At 64.1% G+C, this 17,897-nt stretch carries 17 protein-coding genes; 13 read left to right on the top strand and 4 right to left on the bottom strand.

Annotated features, from left to right (window positions below):
* Nucleotides 1-130 precede the first annotated feature (130 nt).
* Nucleotides 131-1,123 (top strand): tripartite tricarboxylate transporter substrate binding protein, encoded by a 993-nt coding sequence (locus AC3FLX_RS16890; protein ID WP_488698402.1) that lies wholly within the window; start codon nt 131-133, stop codon nt 1,121-1,123.
* A gap of 18 nt (nt 1,124-1,141) precedes the next feature.
* Here AC3FLX_RS16890 and AC3FLX_RS16885 read toward each other — a convergent pair whose 3' ends face one another.
* Complete coding sequence (locus tag AC3FLX_RS16885; RefSeq protein WP_488698400.1) at nt 1,142-2,119, bottom strand: hypothetical protein; 978 nt, start codon at nt 2,117-2,119, stop codon at nt 1,142-1,144.
* Between the two features lie 437 nt (nt 2,120-2,556).
* On the opposite strand from AC3FLX_RS16885, the gene AC3FLX_RS16880 reads away from it, so the two are divergent.
* From AC3FLX_RS16880 to AC3FLX_RS16870, 3 genes are all read left to right on the top strand, one after another.
* Nucleotides 2,557-2,859: a hypothetical protein gene (locus AC3FLX_RS16880; protein ID WP_488698398.1), complete on the top strand. Its 303-nt coding sequence runs from the start codon at nt 2,557-2,559 to the stop codon at nt 2,857-2,859.
* A 311-nt stretch (nt 2,860-3,170) separates the two neighbouring features.
* On the top strand, nt 3,171-4,247 hold the full coding sequence (locus AC3FLX_RS16875) for an alpha/beta fold hydrolase (RefSeq protein ID WP_488698396.1): 1,077 nt from the start codon (nt 3,171-3,173) through the stop codon (nt 4,245-4,247).
* A gap of 146 nt (nt 4,248-4,393) precedes the next feature.
* Nucleotides 4,394-4,873 carry a nuclear transport factor 2 family protein gene (locus tag AC3FLX_RS16870; protein ID WP_488698394.1) on the top strand — a complete coding sequence of 160 codons (480 nt, stop codon included), beginning with the start codon at nt 4,394-4,396 and terminating at the stop codon, nt 4,871-4,873.
* Nucleotides 4,874-5,072: 199 nt separating this feature from the next.
* Here the strand turns inward: AC3FLX_RS16870 and AC3FLX_RS16865 are convergent, their stop codons facing one another.
* Nucleotides 5,073-6,809, bottom strand: a complete 1,737-nt coding sequence (locus AC3FLX_RS16865) for a dipeptidase (protein WP_488698392.1) — start codon at nt 6,807-6,809, stop codon at nt 5,073-5,075.
* Nucleotides 6,810-7,045: 236 nt separating this feature from the next.
* Between AC3FLX_RS16865 and AC3FLX_RS16860 the strand changes: the two genes are divergently transcribed.
* The 5 genes from AC3FLX_RS16860 to AC3FLX_RS16840 all read left to right on the top strand — a co-directional run bounded on the left by AC3FLX_RS16860 (nt 7,046) and on the right by AC3FLX_RS16840 (nt 12,536).
* Nucleotides 7,046-7,780, top strand: coding sequence for a glutathione peroxidase (locus AC3FLX_RS16860; RefSeq protein WP_488698390.1), 735 nt, complete (start codon nt 7,046-7,048; stop codon nt 7,778-7,780).
* A 197-nt stretch (nt 7,781-7,977) separates the two neighbouring features.
* Nucleotides 7,978-9,384: a dihydrolipoyl dehydrogenase gene (locus AC3FLX_RS16855; RefSeq protein WP_488698388.1), complete on the top strand. Its 1,407-nt coding sequence runs from the start codon at nt 7,978-7,980 to the stop codon at nt 9,382-9,384.
* Between the two features lie 345 nt (nt 9,385-9,729).
* Entirely contained in the window at nt 9,730-10,590 is an 861-nt protein-coding gene (locus AC3FLX_RS16850) for a class II glutamine amidotransferase (RefSeq protein WP_488698386.1), read from the top strand.
* Between the two features lie 97 nt (nt 10,591-10,687).
* The gene (locus AC3FLX_RS16845) at nt 10,688-11,260 is read left to right on the top strand and encodes a TetR/AcrR family transcriptional regulator (RefSeq protein WP_488698384.1); all 573 of its coding nucleotides are present in this window, start codon (nt 10,688-10,690) and stop codon (nt 11,258-11,260) included.
* A gap of 124 nt (nt 11,261-11,384) precedes the next feature.
* Nucleotides 11,385-12,536, top strand: coding sequence for an OpgC domain-containing protein (locus AC3FLX_RS16840; RefSeq protein ID WP_488698382.1), 1,152 nt, complete (start codon nt 11,385-11,387; stop codon nt 12,534-12,536).
* 48 nt (nt 12,537-12,584) lie between these two features.
* Here AC3FLX_RS16840 and AC3FLX_RS16835 read toward each other — a convergent pair whose 3' ends face one another.
* On the bottom strand, nt 12,585-13,460 hold the full coding sequence (locus tag AC3FLX_RS16835) for a LysR family transcriptional regulator (RefSeq protein WP_488698380.1): 876 nt from the start codon (nt 13,458-13,460) through the stop codon (nt 12,585-12,587).
* 144 nt (nt 13,461-13,604) lie between these two features.
* Here AC3FLX_RS16835 and AC3FLX_RS16830 point away from each other — a divergent pair, with 144 nt between their 5' ends.
* The 4 genes from AC3FLX_RS16830 to pcaD are packed head-to-tail and all read left to right on the top strand — an operon-like array spanning nt 13,605 to nt 16,836.
* Nucleotides 13,605-14,729, top strand: coding sequence for a muconate/chloromuconate family cycloisomerase (locus AC3FLX_RS16830; protein ID WP_488698379.1), 1,125 nt, complete (start codon nt 13,605-13,607; stop codon nt 14,727-14,729).
* Nucleotides 14,730-14,767: 38 nt separating this feature from the next.
* Complete coding sequence (catC, locus tag AC3FLX_RS16825) at nt 14,768-15,046, top strand: muconolactone Delta-isomerase (protein WP_488698378.1); 279 nt, start codon at nt 14,768-14,770, stop codon at nt 15,044-15,046.
* Between the two features lie 31 nt (nt 15,047-15,077).
* On the top strand, nt 15,078-16,070 hold the full coding sequence (locus AC3FLX_RS16820; protein WP_488698376.1) for a tripartite tricarboxylate transporter substrate binding protein: 993 nt from the start codon (nt 15,078-15,080) through the stop codon (nt 16,068-16,070).
* Entirely contained in the window at nt 16,060-16,836 is a 777-nt protein-coding gene (pcaD, locus tag AC3FLX_RS16815) for a 3-oxoadipate enol-lactonase (RefSeq protein WP_488698375.1), read from the top strand. Before AC3FLX_RS16820 ends, pcaD begins: the two co-directional genes overlap by 11 nt.
* Before the next feature lie 58 nt (nt 16,837-16,894).
* Here pcaD and AC3FLX_RS16810 read toward each other — a convergent pair.
* Nucleotides 16,895-17,897: calcium:cation antiporter (locus AC3FLX_RS16810; protein ID WP_488698373.1), on the bottom strand; the 1,003-nt coding region annotated here is incomplete at its 5' end.

Below are 17,897 nucleotides of genomic sequence, written 5' to 3'. Positions count from 1 at the left end.
CAATGTCGTTCTGAAGGGGGCATCCCTGCGCTTTGTTTCATGGTTACACTGCCTGCGCCATGTCCGGAACTGCTCCGGATGGCAGGCATTCGACCGGGCCCGAGCCCGGCGCCAACCAGGAGACAACATCATGGGTATCCCCTTCGCCAGCCTGGCGAAGCGTGCGGGCATTGCCGTCACGGCATTGGCTGCCACGCTTGCCGCCGTGCCGGTCCTCGCCGCCGAGAATTTTCCGAATCGCCCGATCCGCCTGATCGTGCCATTTGCGCCTGGCGGCAGCGTCGATATCGCCGGCCGCCTGATCACCGATGCCTGGGGCAAGCAGCTTGGTCAGCCCGTTGTTGCCGACAATCGCGCGGGCGCGTCCGGCAACATCGGCATGGACCAGTTGGCCAAGGCCCGGCCAGACGGCTACACGCTGGCGATCAACAATGTCGCACTGGCGGTCAATCCGTCGCTGTTCGCAAAGTTGCCATTCGATACGGCCAAGGACTTTGCATCGGTTGGCACGATGGGAACATCGCAGCACGTACTGGTCGTGACCAACGCGCTGCCCGCGAAGAACGTGAAGGAACTCGTGACGATGGCCAAGGCGCAGCCGGGCAAGCTGAGCTTCGGTTCGGCCGGGGCGGGCAGCACATTCCACATGGCCGCCGAACTGTTCAAGACCGAATCGGGCGCGGACATCCTGCATGTGCCCTACAAGGGCGGCGGCCCCGCTCTGGTGGACACGATCGCGGGGCAGGTCCAGATGAGTTTTCCGGTGCTGTCCGCGGCGTTGCCGCAGGTGCAGGCCGGCAAGCTGCGCGCGCTGGCCGTGACCGGGCCGAAGCGCTCGCCGCTGATGCCTGACGTGCCCACGATGAACGAGGCCGGGCTGCCGAACTACGCCTTCGAGACGTGGTTCATCGTCAGCGCACCGGCCGGTACGCCAAAGGAAGTGCTGGCAAGGCTGAACCAGACGCTGAACGAAGCGCTGGCCCAGCCCGAACTCAAGGCGCGGCTGCTCAAGGAAGGCTTTGAACCGCTGACGATGACCCCGGCACAAGCCGATGCCATGCTGCGCAAGGAAATGGTCCGTTGGGCAGCACAGATCAAGCAGGCAGGGATCACCCCCGAGTAAGGTCGCCAGCCGGGCGGGTCAGGCCGCCATCGCCGGTTCAGGCGCGCCGCTGGCGGGCACCGCATACATCAGCGGTGCCGCGCCGGTCTGGATGCGCGCCATCTGCTCGTCATTGGTCATCTCATCCAGCAGCTTGCAGAAGCGCGGCTCGAACATGCCCGACACGATGTAGGTCCAGCGGTACGCCTTGAGTACCACCGCCTCCACTTCAGGGGCGTGCGGAGCGTCCGGGGTGCCGCGAATCACGCGCATGAAGTAGGCCGCGTCGGCATGCGCCTGTGCCTGGACGATCGCGTCGAAACCGCCGACGATCGCCAGCATGTCGTCGATGGCCGCATCGCGCTCGGCGTCGCTGACGCGCGCGTTCTCGCGGATCCATTCCAGCTCGTCCAGGATCGCGTGCTGCGATTCTTCGCGCCAGTGGTACAGAAAGACGTCCTTGAACAGGTCGGACAGATCTGGTGCCGTGCCAATGCTCGCGCGATAGTGCGCCTGCGAGAACAGCTCCAGCTGACAGATGACGGCCAGCACGGCCCATGAGCGCTTGCCCAGCACAAACGCTGCCACGTCATTGGGCTGGTGATCGAAGCGATAGCCGGCGGGCATGTCCTGCGCGGCCAGCCGCTCGATGCGGCGGAACAGTTCCTGGTGCTTCAGTTCCTCGTCGGAAAAGCGGATCAGCGCCTCCAGCGCGACCTGGTCGCCCAGGGCATGTTGCCCCGTCAACTCCAGCACCTTTGCACTGACAAAGCGCTCCACCAGCCCGAACATGTTTGCGTAGGTACGGCCCTGCACCTGGCTCAGGAAGCGCTGCTCCGATGCGCTCAGGAATGGCAGTTCATCGACGAGCGACAGTCCGTCGGGCATGAACTTGTGAGAAAGGTCGAACGTGCGGCCGCGAATCACGTCCTGGTCAATGTCCCAGCGAATACGGCGCGAAGCGGCGATACAGCGGGCGTAGCGTTGTGTGTCGGCATAAAGGGATACAGCTTGCATTGCGGTGACTCCTCGATACGTGAAAACCCGTCCCACTGAGGACGTGTGCGGATACTGGGGGCATGTTGTCCATCGCGCGTGAGGCTGGTGTCCCGACTGCAATCGTTTACATCGGAATCGGCTCAGGAAAGTGGGACGTGCGTCCTTGGCGCGGGTTTACGCGGCCAAATACGATAGGAGTACCTGTAATGCCATGCTGGACGCGGCCTGCAGGTCTCCAAGGCCGGCAACCGGCCCGGTCCTTTCGCCTGCACAGGACCGAAGTCCCACGCATTGGCACCGGGTTTTCCCGCGATGGCGGCAAAAACCGGGACACCTGTCACGTACGCGGTTGCAAGCGATTTCCGACAATGACTCCACGGATCGGCCAATGCCATCCCGGCCAATGCCATCCGTGTTTTTCTTCTGATTGGAGTTCAAAAGTTGGAGTAGTCGAGATGTGTACGAAAGTTGCAAAGACCCTGCTTGCCGTTTCCGCCGTTTCCGCATTGACCATCGGCATCGCCCAGACCGCCCACGCTGCGTGGAGCGAAGTGTTCATCCCGTCGAATGGATCGACGCAGCACGCATCCAAGTCCGCGTGCAAGCGTGGCAGCTTCGATACCTATACCGACGGCGCGCGAATGGGGCCGCGCGATGCATACAGTGATGGTGGCAATCGCATGGGTCCGCGCGACGCGTACACCGACGGCGCTCGCAGTGTTGGTGCGCAGGGCGACTGCGCAATGCGCGCGGCATGATGCCTGCTGACGCGCGCTAGCGTCCTGCAAGGCGCAGGCCGGCCGCATGGTTCGCCGCCATGCGGCCGGCTTTTTTCGACACTCTGCCGCCGACCTTGTCCGTCGAGTACCGCATCCGGCGCGCCGCGCATGCGCCGCGTCTGGCCTTCCGCACTTTGCAACGCCGACTGGCTGCATCGATGTCGGTGCGGTGGGGTTCGTTGTCTAAGATAGGTGAGTCGCCCGGCACGAACGCAGGCGGCAAGCCTCTGTCGGACGATCGACGGCGGCACGCCTCCGCGTCCGTAACCTGCCCCGCGCGCGACCCGCCCATGCCGATGCTCAAGCAGCAGATCCGCCTATGCACCTGCCCGGACCGCGTACGCCTGGCGTATGCCATCACGGGCAGTGGGCCGCCCCTGGTGAAGGCCGCCAACTGGATGAGCCACCTGGAATTCGACGTCGGCAGCCCGGTCTGGAGCCACATGCTGTGTGCGCTGTCCGAGCAGCACACGCTGATCCGCTACGACGAACGCGGCTGCGGACTGTCGGACCGCCACGTGGACGATCTGTCGTTCGATGCATGGCTGCGCGATCTGGAAACCATTGTCGATGCGATGGCCGTCGAGAGCTTTGCGCTGCTGGGTATCTCGCAGGGTGCATCGATCGCCGTGGCATATGCCGTGGCGCATCCCGAGCGGGTCAGTCATCTGATCCTGCATGGCGGCTATGCCCGCGGCAGGCTGAAGCGCAACCTGGGTCCGGAAATGCGCGAGGAATCCGAGCTGATGATCCGCCTTGCCGAAATCGGGTGGGGGCAGGAGAACCCCGCATTCCGTCAGTTCTTTACGACGCAGTTCATTCCCGGTGGGTCCGCCGAGCAACACCGCTGGTTCAATGAACTGGAGCGGGTGTCAACGTCGCCGACGAACGCGGCCCGCTTCATGCGCATCTTCAACGATATCGATGTCGTGGACCTGCTGCCGCTGGTCACCTGCCCGACGCTGGTCCTGCATGCCGTGCGCGATGCGCGCGTGCCGTTCGACGAAGGGCGGCTGATTGCCAGCATGATTCCCAATGCACGCTTTGTGCCGCTCGATAGCGGTAATCACCTGCTGCTGGAAACCGAGTCGGCCTGGGATCGCTGGATCGAGGAAGTGCGCGCATTCCTGCCGGCGCCGGCGCCGTCCACGGACCCAGCCTTCGGCACGCTGACGCGGCGTGAACGCGACATCGTCGTGCTGATCGCGCAGGGCCGCGATAACGCGCAGATCGCTGCGCACCTGGGTCTTTGCGAGAAAACCGTTCGAAACCACATTACGAGCATCTTCTCGAAACTGGAAGTCGAGAATCGCTCGCAAGCTATCGTCCTGGCGCGCGAATCCGGCTTTGACCGCCAGCGTTTGTAGCGATCGCCTATCGGTCGAAGCCGAAACTTCCGCTTGACATACAGATCTGTCTATTCAACACTATGAGACAGATCTGTCTCATGCAGATCGCCAGCCGAGTTTTCCCGATCGTTTGACCAATTTTCCATTCCCAAGGAGCCTTGCCGATGTCGAGCCAACCTGAAGTTCGCCCGCCGCTTCCCCCCTTTACCCTTGAAACCGCCGCTGCCAAGGTGCGTGCCGCTGAAGATGGCTGGAATACGCGTGATCCGCAGCGCGTGGCGATGGCCTATACCGTCGACAGCGCATGGCGCAACCGTGCCGAATTCGTGAACGGGCGCGAGGCGATCGTGGCCTTCCTGAGCCGCAAATGGCAGAAGGAACTCGACTATCGGCTGATCAAGGAGCTATGGGCACACGACGGCAACCGCATCGCCGTGCGTTTTGCCTATGAATGGCACGACGACTCGGGCAACTGGTACCGGTCGTATGGCAACGAGAACTGGGAATTCGATGAGAACGGGCTGATGCGTCGCCGCTTTGCGTGCATCAACGACGCACCGATCCGCGAGTCGGATCGCAAGTATCACTGGCCGCTGGGCCGTCGGCCCGACGACCACCCGAGTCTGAGCGACCTGGGGTTCTAGGATATTGCCGGGCGCGCCCCCGGTGTTTTTCTCCCCTCTCCCGCAAGCGGGAGAGGGGCCGGGGGAGAGGGCGAGCGGTTCTGAATGCGACAAAGTCGGCAAGCAGAACCGCAATGCCCTCTCCCCCAACCCCTCTCCCATTTCATGGGAGAGGGGAGCGCATATCTGAGGCCACCAGAGTGGCCCTACAACTTCCGCATCACTGCATCTTCTGCAGGTTCCCCACGCGCACCAGCATTTCCGTGAACATCTGCATGTCGAGGTTCAGGTCGGAGACTTCCTTGTACTCCTTGGCGTTGTGCGCGGTGTACTTCTTGCCGGGCATCGCCGGTCCGAAGTTGATCGCGTTCGGCATCAGCTTGGCCGTTGTGCTGCCGGCCGTCGGCACGGGCTTGGCTTCGAGGCCGGTGGTGTCGCCGTAGATGTTCAGCAGCGTTGCCAGCCATGCGCCCTTGGGGTCCCGTGCCATCCAGTCGCCCTGGTCATGCTGGATTTCAAGCGTGGTGTGGCTCTGGGTGGCCCAGGCCTGCACGCGCTCGGCAATCTTCGCGCGCAGTGCATCGGGCGTGGAGCCGCGCGGCATGCGCACGTTGGCAGTGACTTCCAGCTTGCCATTGCGCTCGCGGATCAGCGTCGGCGAGATCGTCAGCGGCCCCATGAAGTCGTCGCGATAACCCACATCGAGTTTTTCGCCAAGGTATCCGGTGCCGTAGAGGTCGGTCAGATAGCGCGTGGCACGCGCGTACTGGTTGTCCGCGAACGGCACGCCCGATGCCTGCAGGTACATCGCCAGGCGCGGCACGGGGTTCACACCTTCCTCGGGGCGCGAGCCGTGCGCCGAAGAACCGGTGACCTTCACGTCGATGGCGTCACCGCCGCGCGCGATATCGATCGAGAACTTGCCTTGCGCGGCGTGCTGGGAAATGAATCCGGCGCGAGCCTGCTCCAGCGTCGCCGCCACGGCATTCAGGTCACCGCCGGTGATGCGTGCGGTGGCGGTCTGCGGAATGGCGTTCGCCGATGCGGCGCCTGCCATCGCGACGATGGCCGCCTGCTTGCCGTCGGTGGGCTGGTCGGGAAAGCGTACTGTCAGCGCGCCGGAGCCTTTTTCGGCCACCACTGCCGGGTACTTGCTGTCGAGCACGATGTTGAATTCGGGCAGGGCGGTCTTGTCGCGGTAGTACTTCATGCCGTCGCCACCGGTTTCCTCGGTGGTCTCGATCATCAGGCGGATCGTGCGTGCCAGCGGTACGCCGCTTTCACGCACCGTCTTCATCGCGTAGAGCGCCGCGGCGATGGACCCCTTGTCATCGATCGTGCCCCGGCCATAGAGGTAGTCGCCCACGCGCGTGACCTTGAACGGATCAAGCTTCGTGCCGTCGTCGAGTACCCATTCGTCGGCCACGACGGGAACCACGTCGGCGTGCGTGAGAATGCCAAAGGTTTCCTTGCCCTGGCCCGGCAGCGTCACTTCGAATACGCGGTTATCGACATTGCGGAACTGCAGGCCGAAGTCTTTGGCCATGCGTTCCACGAGCTTGCCGAAATCAATGATCGCGGGGTTTTCGTGCTGCGGCACCTTGTCGTCGCGCACGGTGCGCAGCGCGACCATTTCGCTGATGGTGTCGAGCACGGCCTGCAGGTTATGCACGCGGTTGTAGACGCCGAGCAGGCGGCCGATGTTGGTCAGATCGGCGCCCTGGAGCGGCTTCTTCGCGCGGTAGGCGCGCACCGAGGCAGCAAGCTTTGGGTCGGTCTTGACGGCGGCATCGAGGAACGCATTGAAGCTCGCGGGTGGCGTTGCACTGGCGCTGGTCACGAGCTTGTCGAGTTCGGGCTTGGCCAGCGTGGCGGCCATTGTGCCGCCTGGGGTGATGGCGAGCAGCGCGACTGCCAGCAGGGTTGCCGCGGGCAGTCGAATGGGCAGGCGTGTCATGGATTCTTGTCCCTTCATGGTTCTTGTGTGCCCGCATGATAGCCACGTCCACGTGTGAGCGGAAGCGCATGCGCACATTCGTCGATAGCCAAAATCAATCGAATATTTCCGATTGATAATAGAAATTCTCAATCGATCCGGTTGAGACAATGAATTTTACGGATCACATTCAGACCGGGAGAATGCATTCCATCGCCACTGCCTGTGGCGCCTAACTAACCCAAGGAGTCGTTCCGATGCTGCAATCCCGTGAAGGCCAACGCGTTCCCAACGTTTCGTTCCGTGTGCGTGAACACAATGAGTGGAAGGACGTGACCACGGCCGAGCTGTTCAACGGCAAGACTGTCGCAGTGTTCTCGCTGCCAGGCGCCTTCACCCCGACGTGTTCGTCGACCCACCTGCCGCGCTACAACGAACTGGCGCCGGTGTTCCGGGCTGCTGGCGTTGACGCCATCCTGTGTGTGTCCGTCAACGACACGTTCGTGATGAACGAATGGGCCAAGGATCAGGAGTCCGAGAACATCGTCATGATCCCCGACGGCAATGGCGAATTCACCGATGGCATGGGCATGCTCGTCGATAAGGCCGACCTGGGCTTTGGCAAGCGTAGCTGGCGCTATTCGATGCTGGTGAAGGATGGCGTGGTCGACAAGATGTTCATCGAGCCGGAAGAGCCGGGCGACCCGTTCAAGGTTTCCGACGCCGACACGATGCTGAACTACATCGCCCCGAACGCAAAGCGTCCGGACCAGGTGGTGGTGTTCTCCAAGGTGGGCTGCTCGCACTGCGCCAAGGCCAAGCAACTGCTGCAGGACAAGGGCTACGAGTACATCGACGTGCCGCTGGACAACAAGATTCGCGGCAAGGTGCTGGGCGCCGTGTCTGGCGAAATGACCGCGCCGCAGGTGTTCATCAACGGCCAGCTGGTTGGCGGTGCCACCGCGCTGGAACAGTACCTGGCCGCGGCCTGATCATCCTCCCCCGCCCGGGCCCGGTTCCCCCGACCGGTGTCCTGGGCACCTTTCTCCCCGCGCTTCGCCGCTGATCGCAGCGGCACCGTGGGCCGGCAGTCGCCGGACCCGATGGCATCGCCTTGCCCGCGCCAGGGCACGGACGGTGCCATCCCATCCGCTGATTGATAGCCAAGCATCTCGAACAGGAAACGCACATGAAAACGATTCAGACCGACGTGGCAGTGATTGGTGCAGGTACCGCCGGGCTGGCCGCATATCGCGCCGCAATTGCCGCTGGCAAGCGCGCCGTCATCATCGAAGGCGGCGCCTATGGCACCACGTGTGCCCGTGTGGGTTGCATGCCGTCGAAATTGTTGATCGCCGCCGCGGAAGCCGCGCACGAGGCACGTCACACGGCCCCGTTTGGCGTGCATATCGATGGCGCGGTGCGTATCGACGGCCGCGAAGTCATGCAGCGCGTGCGCAGCGAGCGTGACCGCTTTGTCGGCTTCGTCGTGCGTGGCGTGGAAACCATTCCCGAGGCGGACCGCCTGCTCGGCTTTGCAAAATTCATCGACAACACCGTGCTGCAGGTGGGCGACGACACAGTCGTGCGTGCCAGCCGTGTAGTGATTGCCACCGGCTCGCGCCCGGCGGTACCGCCGTCGTTTGCCGTATTCGGTGACCGGCTGATCATCAACGACGATGTGTTCTCGTGGGACGACCTGCCCGAAAGCGTGGCGGTGTTCGGTCCTGGCGTGATCGGCCTGGAGCTGGGCCAGGCACTGTCCCGGCTGGGTGTGCGGGTTCGTGTGTTCGGCGTGGGTGGTGGTGTCGGCCCGTTGTCCGACCCGGAAATCCGCGCCTATGCCGCGAAGGCCTTCAATGCGGAATTCTCGCTGTTGCCAGACGCGAAGATCGCCGATATGCGCCGCGAGGGCGACGAAGCCGTGATCGCGTTCGAGGACGAACACGGCCAGACGGTGACCGAGCGCTTTGCCTATGTGCTGGCAGCGACGGGTCGTCGGCCGAACGTCGACAACCTGGCGATCGAGGACACCGCGCTGGAACTCGACGCTCGTGGCCTGCCGGTATTCGATCCGGTGACGCTGCAGTGTGGCGACGCGCCCGTGTTTATCGCAGGCGACGCCAACAACGTGCTGCCGCTGCTGCACGAGGCAGCCGACGAAGGCCGCATCGCTGGTGAAAATGCCGCGCACTGGCCGAACCTGAAGCCGCTGACGCGCCGCGCGCCGATCGCCGTTGTGTTTTCCGACCCGCAGATCGCGATGGTGGGCAAGCGTTTTGCCGATCTGACCCAGGGCAGCTTTGTCACCGGTGAGGTCAGCTTCGAAGACCAGGGCCGCAGCCGCGTGATGTTGAAGAACCGGGGGATGATGCACGTCTACGCCGACCGCGCCACGGGCCGCTTCCTGGGCGCCGAGTGGATCGGGCCGCGCGCGGAAAATATCGCGCATCTGCTGGCATGGTCCTACCAGCAAGGCCTGACGATCGCGCAGATGCTGGCCATGCCGTTCTACCACCCGGTGGTGGAAGAGGGTCTGCGCACCGCACTCCGCGATGCGGAAGCCAGGCTGACGCAGTTGAAGGTGGCTGCCTGACGATCGGAGCGTGATCGTTTGACGACGATGCAAGAGAAGGGCCGGGAGCGGTGTGCCGCTACCCGGCCTTTTTGCGCACCGCGCAACGCCATCCACGCGTATGCGATGTAGCACGATTGATGCCCCACGCGGCGCGGGCAGACGTGCCGGTGTTTGAAACGCCCCCCCAACATCGACGCCCCAGAGCGCCGGCCGACCCTGGCTGTACGCCAAATTGCTCCGGCATGGTCGAAAGCGGAATGCCAGAAGGTACGCCCCATATGGGAATTGCCCTGCTGACCCTTGCCGCGCCACTTGCTATGCTGAAGTGAAGACCCCGCACCAATCAGACCGGAGGAGAGCGCCATGTGCCGCTGGCTGGCCTATTCGGGCCGTTCCGTGCCGCTGGAGGCAGTGCTGTTTCAGCCTGATCATTCACTGATCGATCAGAGCCTGAACGCACGGCTGGGACACACCACCACGAATGGCGATGGTTTTGGTGTCGGCTGGTACGGGCGGCATTCCGAGCTGCCGTTCCGTTATCGCTGCCTGCACCCCGCGTGGAGCGATACCAACTTGCGAGAGGCCGCACGCGCGGTTCGTGCACCGCTGTTCGTGGCGCACGTGCGCGCGGCCACGGGTACCCCCACCCAGGAAACCAACTGCCATCCGTTCCGCTTCGGCCGCTGGCTGTTTGCGCACAATGGACTCATTCGGGAATATCCGCTCGTGCGGCGAGACCTGATGATGTCCGTGGCGCCGCACCTGTTTCGCTGGATCGAGGGCTCGACCGATTCGGAGGTGATGTTCTTCCTGGCGCTGACGTTCGGCCTCGAACGCGATCCGCAGGGTGCGCTGGAGCAGATGGCCGGCCTGATAGAAGAGGTCGGGCACCGTAACGACGTGGAATCCCCGCTCAACATGACCGTCTGCGTGACCGACGGGCAACAGATCGTCGCGGCCCGTTATTCCAGCGAGCGCGATTCACGGTCGCTGTTTCATAGCACGTCGTTCCGGCAGTTGCGCGCGCTGTATCCGGAAGATCCACGCATCATCGCCGCTGGCGACGACGCATTCCTCGTGCTTTCCGAGCCATTGATCGATGTTCAGGGCGTCTGGGAGGAAATCCCCGAGGCGACGATCCTGGTGGCGCGCGGCGGAGAAATAGAGCAGCGCTGCTTCACGCCCAGATTGCCAGAGGCGCACGCGCGCCACGCGACAGGCTGAGCGCCCGATACGCCGATGCCGCCTTGCTGTCCTCGCGGAAAGACAGACCTGTCTACTATAATGGCGCTTGTCTCCGCAGAAGATTGACCCCACGCCAATGGCTATTCCCTCCGCCCGCGAGCGCATTCTCGACACTGCCGCGCGCCTGTTCTATCGCGACGGCTACCGTGCCACCGGTATCGACCGGATCATCGCCGAATCGGGCGTGGCCAAGATGTCGCTGTACCGGCACTTCGCGTCGAAGAACGATCTGATCTTCGAATATCTGCAGCGCCGTCACGAATTCTGGATGGACTGGTTTGAAACGGGCGTACGGCAACGCCTGGCACAACGCCCCAATCTGGACGTGCTGGCCGACACCTTGGGCGAGTGGTTCGGCGGCGAAGATTTCCGGGGCTGTGCCTTTATCAATATGGTTGCCGAGTCCGGCGGCGGTGCTGGCGACGATCCGCGACTGCTGGAGCAGGCGGTATCCCACAAGGCTTCACTGCAGGACTTTGCCCGGACGGTCGCGAAAGAGCTGGGCTTGTCGAACCCCGCCGAAGTTGCCGAAGAGGCGATTCTCTGTATCGAGGGGATGATCGTGCGCGCGCAAACCACGCACGATGAGGCCGTCGTCAGCGCTGGACGCCGCACGCTGGCAAGGCTGCACGCCGCATACGCCACCTGAAACGCGCCGCGTAACTTGCTGAAACACAGCCATACAAGGTAAACCCTGATGTCACGGTAAGATGCGTCCCGTAATTGCCGCGTGGCGCCCCCGATGCCGCAGGCAAGCCTAGGGATGTACGCCTGTGAACGCAGCAAACAACAATCAGCGGCGCACCGAGATCGACCTGATTCGCGGCATCGCGCTGCTCTTCATCGTGGTCGACCACGTCAACGGCAGTGTGCTGGCCGACTACACGATCCGGAATTTTCAGCTCTTCGACGCAGCCGAGGTGTTCGTCTTTCTGGCCGGCTATTCGGCGGGCGCGGCATATCTGGCGATGGAAGCGCGCCACGGCGCCAGCGCCGCGCGCAAGCGCCTGCGTCGGCGTAGCTGGGAAATCTACAAGGCTTTCGTCCTGACCGGCGTGCTGATGCTGCTGTTCGGATTTGTGCTGGCGATGTGCAAGATCCCGGCACCCGCCGTGCGCGCGACCGAAGCGCTGGACTTCATGGCGCAACCCATTGCCACCGTGCTGCAGGTGATTGGCCTGGCGCGTCAGCCCTTTGTGTCCGATGTACTGCCGATGTATGCCGTGTTCATCGGCCTGGCCCCGCTGGCTATCCGTTTTGCCCGCGCGCAGCCGTTGGCATTCATCTGCGGCAGCGTGGCGCTCTGGATCATGTCGCCGACGTTGCTGCCGTTGCTGCCCAGCAGCGAGCCGCGCGGCTGGAGCTTCAACCCGTTTGCTTGGCAACTGATGTTCGGCATGGGCCTGCTTGCCCGGCTGCGTCCCGATTTTGTGCTGCCGCAGCAGACCATCGTGCGTCGCGCCTTTACCGCCGGCGCCGTGGTGGTCGCATTGTTGTGTATGGCGGCAGCCTACCTGTGGATGCGCCCGCATCTCTATGAAGCGTGGCTGCCGGCATGGATTCCGACGATGGCCTTCCCGCTGCCCAAGCAGAGCCTTGCAGCACTGCGCGTGATCAGCTTCCTGGGTCTGGCGTGGCTGGTTTATCTGGCTGTGCGGGCGGGTTGGGTGGAACGGCTGGCCCGCTTCATGGGGCCGGTCGTGCAGATTGGCCGCCACAGCCTGTTCTGCTTCGTGCTCGGCGCCGTGGTGTCGGTGGGCATCGAAGGACTGACTTACGGCTTTGCCGGAGGACGGCCGACGCGGCCGGTGGCCTTGACCGGAGACATCGTCGCCGTGGCGGTGCTGCTGGTGGTGGGCGGCTGGTACGGCCGCCGCAAGGAAGCCAGGAAGGTGGCCGCCAAGTTGAAAATGGTTTCGGCATAACGGCGGCGATTTACCCCAGGCCGCCGCCAGCCGACGCCACGCTAACCGTCACGCCTGCGCCTGAACCCAGGCGATGGCGCGCGCCAGGTACGGCGAGGTGTCACCCGCGCGATAGCTCATGATCACGGGCGACATAAAGCCCGGCGCTTCGATTGGCACGTAGCGCACGTCGTCACGATGCAGCCGTTGCACCGACGACGGCACCAGTGTGATGCCGAGTCCCGCGGCGACCAGGCCCAGCGCGGTCTGCAACTCGTTCGCTTCCTGCACCACGCGCGGTTGCAGCCCCTGCGCGCGGAACAGCGACAGCACGTGGTCCGCATAGCTCGGTCGTGGCCGGGCAGGGTAGAGGATCAGCGGCTGCCGCGCCAGCGACGCCGCATCGAACGGTTTGGATGGCGGTGGCGCGGTCACCGGCATGGCGGCCACCAGTGTTTCGGCCATGACAACCTGCTGGACGATGGCGGCATCGTTGAACGTCAGGCGTCCGAACGCCAGATCGATGCGCCCGGACTTGAGCGCTTCCAGCTGCTGCACCGTGATCATCTCGGTCAGACCGACCTCTACCTCGCTGTTGTCTCCGCGCAGCTCGCGTATCAACTCGGGCAGCACGCCGTAGAGCACCGACGGCACGAATCCGATGCCGAACCAGCGTTTCTCGTTGCGGCCGATGCGCCGCGTACCTTCCAGTGTTTCTTCCAGCCGCTGCGTGAGTTGCAGCGATTGCTCCAGCAGAAAGCGGCCCGCCTCGGTCAGCTTCAGCCCGCGCCCGACCCGGTCGAACAGCGCCACGCCCACTTCATCCTCGAACTGCCGGATCTGCCGCGAGAGTGGCGGCTGTGCCATATGCAGCTTCTCTGCCGCGCGCGTCACATTGAGTTCCTGGGCAACGGTCTGGAAATAGCGGAGGTGGCGGAGTTCCATGTCGTCTCGTGGCTCGTGGGGTGAGGGCGCGGAAGCGTCGGTGAAGCATACCTGGAAGGTATGGATCGAGACATCATCGGTCTTAGACACCCATGCGGTCAAGGTCCATACTCCGTTCACAAGACAAGATTGCATGGAAAAGGTATGACTGCGACGATTTCTTCGATTGAGGCCATTCTGGTCGATCTGCCGACGATCCGGGCCCACCAACTGGCGATGGCCACGATGCAGCAGCAGACGCTGGTGATCGTGCGCCTGCGCTGCAGCGACGGCGTGGAAGGCATCGGCGAGGCCACCACGATCGGTGGCCTGTCCTACGGCGAGGAGAGTCCCGAGGGCATCAAGCTGGCGATCGATACCTACCTGGCGCCGGCACTGGCGGGGCAGGATGCCACCAATGTGCATGGCGCGATGGCACGCCTGAACAAGGTGGCGCGAGGCAACCGCTTTGCCAAGTCGGCACTGGAATCGGCCATGCTCGATGCGCAGGGCAAGCGGCTGGGTGTGCCGCTGGCCACGCTGCTGGGCGGCGCGGTACGCGACACGCTGCCGGTACTGTGGACGCTGGCCAGTGGCGATACCGGCCGCGATATCGAGGAAGCCGAGCGCTTTCTGGAAGAGCGCCGCCACAACACGTTCAAGCTCAAGATCGGCCGCCGCAGCGTGCGCGACGACGTGGCCCATGTATCGGCCATCAAGCGTGCGCTGGGCGATCGCGCCCGCGTGACCGTCGACGTCAACCAGGCGTGGAATGAGGCTGAGGCAGCCACTGGCATCGCGATGCTGGAATCGGCCGGTATCGACCTGATCGAGCAGCCTACCCCGCGCGAGCACCGCGCGGCGCTGGCACGGCTGGCGGCGCGGTTCATCGTGCCGATCATGGCAGACGAAGCCGTGACCGGTCCGGAGGATGCGCTGGAACTGGCCCGCCTGGGCGCGGCCGATGTGTTCGCGCTCAAGATCGCCAAATCGGGCGGCATCTTCGGCATGCTGCGCACGGCGGCAGTGGGCGATGCCGCTGGCATCGCGCTGTATGGCGGCACGATGCTCGAAGGCGCGGTGGGCACCATCGCTGCCGCGCATGGCTTCAGCACGCTGCCGCAACTGGCGTGGGGCACGGAGCTGTTCGGCCCGCTGCTGGTGAAGGACGACATCGTCACGGAGCGGCCCGTGTTCAAGGACTTCTCGCTGCACCTGCCGCAAGGTCCCGGGCTTGGCCTGGCGATCGACGAAGACAAGCTCAAACACTATCGCCGCAAGGCCGGCTGATTTGCTGGCTGCATCCATTTCATACTGGAGACCTTCCCATGTTGTTCCTCGTCAGGATGGACGTGCAAATCCCGCACGACATGCCGGCCGATACGGCCGACGAGATCAAGGCCCGCGAAAAGGCCTATTCGCAGGACTTGCAGCGCCAGGGCAAGTGGCCGGCGCTGTATCGCGTGGTCGGTGAGTACGCCAACTACAGCGTGTTCGACGTGGAATCCAACGACGAACTGCACACGCTGCTGGCTAGCCTGCCGCTGTTCCCGTACATGAAGATCCACGTCACGCCGCTGGCCAAACACCCTTCGTCGATCCGCTGATCGGCAACCAGAAAAGAAGGAACGGAGACAAATGAAGTCCTTGCTGCAACGGTCGGCCCGCATGCCGGCTGCATTCGCCATTTCCGCATCGCTGCTGTTTGCGGCAGCCGCGCCCGCGCACGCCGCGTATCCCGACCATCCGATCCGCTGGGTGGTGCCGTTCCCCGCGGGCGGTGCGATGGACAACATCGCCCGCACGCTGGGCGAAGACATGTCGAAGACGCTGGGCCAGGCCATCGTGGTCGAGAATCGTCCCGGCGCCGGCGGCAATATCGGCGCGGAGATGGTCGCGCGCGCACCGGCTGACGGCTACACGCTGATCATCGTGGCCAACGGCATGGCGGTGAATCCGGCGCTGTATGGCAAGCTCAGCTACGACCCGATCAAGGACTTCGCACCGGTATCGCTGCTGGCCGTGGTGCCCAACGTGCTGGTCACCAACAAGGCGAAGAACCCGCAGAAGACGGTTGCCGAGGTCATTGCCGGCGCCAAGGCCAAGCCGGGCAAATACACCTATGCGTCGGCGGGCAACGGCACGTCGATCCATCTGGCGGGTGAACTGTTCACGTCGATGGCGCACGTGGATCTGCTGCATATCCCGTACAAGGGGTCCGGCCCCGCGATGACCGATCTGCTGGGCGGCCAGGTGGACTACATGTTCGACAGCATCACGTCGGCCAAGCCTCATATCGACAGCGGCAAGCTGACCGCGATTGCGGTGACCACGAGCAAGCGGTCGTCGGCACTGCCCAATGTGCCGACGGTGGCCGAAGCGGGTGTGCCGGGCTATGAACTGTCGCCGTGGTTCGCGGCGTTCGTGCCGGCCAAGACGCCGCAGCCGGTGATCGACGCGTTGAACAAGGCCATGCTCGAAGCGCTGAAAAAGCCGGCGGTGCAACAGCGCCTGGCTGGCATCGGCGCGGAGCCGATCGGCAGCTCGCCGGCGCAGCTCAAGGACCATCTGGCCAAGGAAACGGTGAAGTGGGGCGCGCTGATCCGCGAGCGGGGCATCCATGCCGACTGAGCCGACCCGTCAACTGCACTACGTCATCGAGGGCGACGCGGGCAAGCCCGTCCTCGTCATGTCGAACTCGCTGGGTACCACGCTGGAAATGTGGCGCCCACAGATGGCGGCGCTGACACAGCATTACCGCGTGCTGCGTTATGACACGCGCGGCCACGGCCGCTCGGCATTGCCGGCCACTTCGTTCGGTGTTGATGAACTGGCGGCCGATGTGATTGCGATCCTGGATCACGCCGGCATCGAGCGCGCGCATTTCTGCGGGTTGTCGATGGGCGGGATGACGGGTATGGCGCTGGCACGCCACCATGCCGCGCGCTTTGACCGCTTTGTGCTGGCCAATACGGCGGCGCTGATCGGTCCCGAATCGGTCTGGAACACACGTATCGCCACGGTCCACCGCGACGGCATGGCGGCTATCGTCGATGGCGTGCTGGCCCGCTGGTTCACTGAGCATTACGTGCTGACGCGCCGTGATGAAATGGCCCCGGTACGCGCGATGCTGGAAACCGCCAGTACGGCGGGCTATACGGCCAACTGCGCGGCGGTGCGCGACGCGGACTTGCGCGGGTTGCTCGCGGAGATCGACGCGCCCGTACTGGTGATCGCCGGTGAGCAGGACTTGGCGACGACGGCCGCGCAGGGGCGCGAGGTTGCGGAATCGATCCCCGGCGCCCGGTACGTGGCGCTGCCGGCCGCGCATCTATCGAACTGGGAATTGCCGGAGGCGTTCGGCAACGCGGTGATCGATTTCCTGGATCGCCATTGACAGGCCGGGGTTCTCCCCTCCCGCAAGCGGGAAGGGGAGCCTCCGGTAATCCGCGGAGTTACGGCACCACCGTCAAGAACAGGTACGCCGCAAAAATCACCATATGCACCACGCCCTGAAGAATGGTCGTGCGGCCCATGCCCAACGTCAGGGACGCCACGATCATGGTCAGGAAAAGCAGCACCATCTCCTTTGCGCTGAGCCCAAGTTCGAGCGGCTGTCCGATCGTGATGAAGACCACGGCCACCGTGGGAATGGTCAGGCCGATACTGGCCAGCGCGGAACCCAGCGCCAGGTTCAGACTGGTCTGAATGCGGTCCGACCGCGCGGCGCGCAGGGCGGCCAATCCTTCCGGCAGCAGCACCAGCGCGGCAATCACCACACCCACTACCGCGGCGGGCAGGCCCGCATCGGCGACGGCCTTTTCCACTGAAGGCGACAGCAGCTTGGCCAGCGCCACCACGGCCACCAGACAGACCACCAGCAGCACGCCGCTGGCCACGGCCACGCGGTCTGGCGGAGGCGGGGCATGCACGCTCTCGTCGTGATTGCCTTCCACCAGGAAGTAGTCACGGTGCCGCACCGTCTGCACGAACACGAAGCAGCCATACAGCAGAAGCGACATCACACCGGAGAACGCCAGCTGGGATGGTGACAGCACCGGGCCTGGCGTGGTGCTGGTGAAGTTCGGCAGCACCATTGTCAGCCCCAGCAGCGTGACCAGAATCGCCATCGCGGCGTTGGCGCCGGGCGCCTGGAACGCTTGCTCGCGATGATGCAGCGCGCCGACGAACAGGCATATGCCGACGATGCCGTTGCAGATGATCATGACTGCCGCGAACACGGTGTCGCGCGCAAGGCCGGCTTTCTCCGGCCCGGACGACAGCATCACCGACACAATCAGCGCCACCTCGATCACGGTCACCGCAATCGCCAGCACCAATGTGCCGAAAGGCTCGCCCACCCGGTGCGCTACCACCTCGGCATGATGCACGGCGGAAAACACCGCGCCGGCCAGTGCGGCGGCCATCAATGCAATCAGCCAGCTTTGGCCCGTCATC

Source organism: Cupriavidus sp. 291-E7 (genome assembly GCF_057798835.1).
Note: the sequence above shows the minus strand (reverse complement) of the source record. Positions and strands in the feature narration are given on the sequence as shown.

What these genes read in the sequence shown, in the direction of transcription:
- AC3FLX_RS16880 (WP_488698398.1), top strand. Translation starts at nt 2,557, where the DNA reads ATGTGTACGAAAGTTGCAAAGACCCTGCTTGCCGTTTCCGCCGTTTCC.
- AC3FLX_RS16835 (WP_488698380.1), bottom strand. Translation starts at nt 13,460, where the DNA reads ATGGAACTCCGCCACCTCCGCTATTTCCAGACCGTTGCCCAGGAACTC.
- AC3FLX_RS16860 (WP_488698390.1), top strand. Translation starts at nt 7,046, where the DNA reads ATGCTGCAATCCCGTGAAGGCCAACGCGTTCCCAACGTTTCGTTCCGT.
- AC3FLX_RS16890 (WP_488698402.1), top strand. Translation starts at nt 131, where the DNA reads ATGGGTATCCCCTTCGCCAGCCTGGCGAAGCGTGCGGGCATTGCCGTC.
- AC3FLX_RS16870 (WP_488698394.1), top strand. Translation starts at nt 4,394, where the DNA reads ATGTCGAGCCAACCTGAAGTTCGCCCGCCGCTTCCCCCCTTTACCCTT.
- AC3FLX_RS16885 (WP_488698400.1), bottom strand. Translation starts at nt 2,119, where the DNA reads ATGCAAGCTGTATCCCTTTATGCCGACACACAACGCTACGCCCGCTGT.
- AC3FLX_RS16855 (WP_488698388.1), top strand. Translation starts at nt 7,978, where the DNA reads ATGAAAACGATTCAGACCGACGTGGCAGTGATTGGTGCAGGTACCGCC.
- AC3FLX_RS16850 (WP_488698386.1), top strand. Translation starts at nt 9,730, where the DNA reads ATGTGCCGCTGGCTGGCCTATTCGGGCCGTTCCGTGCCGCTGGAGGCA.
- catC (WP_488698378.1), top strand. Translation starts at nt 14,768, where the DNA reads ATGTTGTTCCTCGTCAGGATGGACGTGCAAATCCCGCACGACATGCCG.
- AC3FLX_RS16820 (WP_488698376.1), top strand. Translation starts at nt 15,078, where the DNA reads ATGAAGTCCTTGCTGCAACGGTCGGCCCGCATGCCGGCTGCATTCGCC.
- AC3FLX_RS16830 (WP_488698379.1), top strand. Translation starts at nt 13,605, where the DNA reads ATGACTGCGACGATTTCTTCGATTGAGGCCATTCTGGTCGATCTGCCG.
- AC3FLX_RS16865 (WP_488698392.1), bottom strand. Translation starts at nt 6,809, where the DNA reads ATGACACGCCTGCCCATTCGACTGCCCGCGGCAACCCTGCTGGCAGTC.
- AC3FLX_RS16875 (WP_488698396.1), top strand. Translation starts at nt 3,171, where the DNA reads ATGCCGATGCTCAAGCAGCAGATCCGCCTATGCACCTGCCCGGACCGC.
- AC3FLX_RS16845 (WP_488698384.1), top strand. Translation starts at nt 10,688, where the DNA reads ATGGCTATTCCCTCCGCCCGCGAGCGCATTCTCGACACTGCCGCGCGC.
- pcaD (WP_488698375.1), top strand. Translation starts at nt 16,060, where the DNA reads ATGCCGACTGAGCCGACCCGTCAACTGCACTACGTCATCGAGGGCGAC.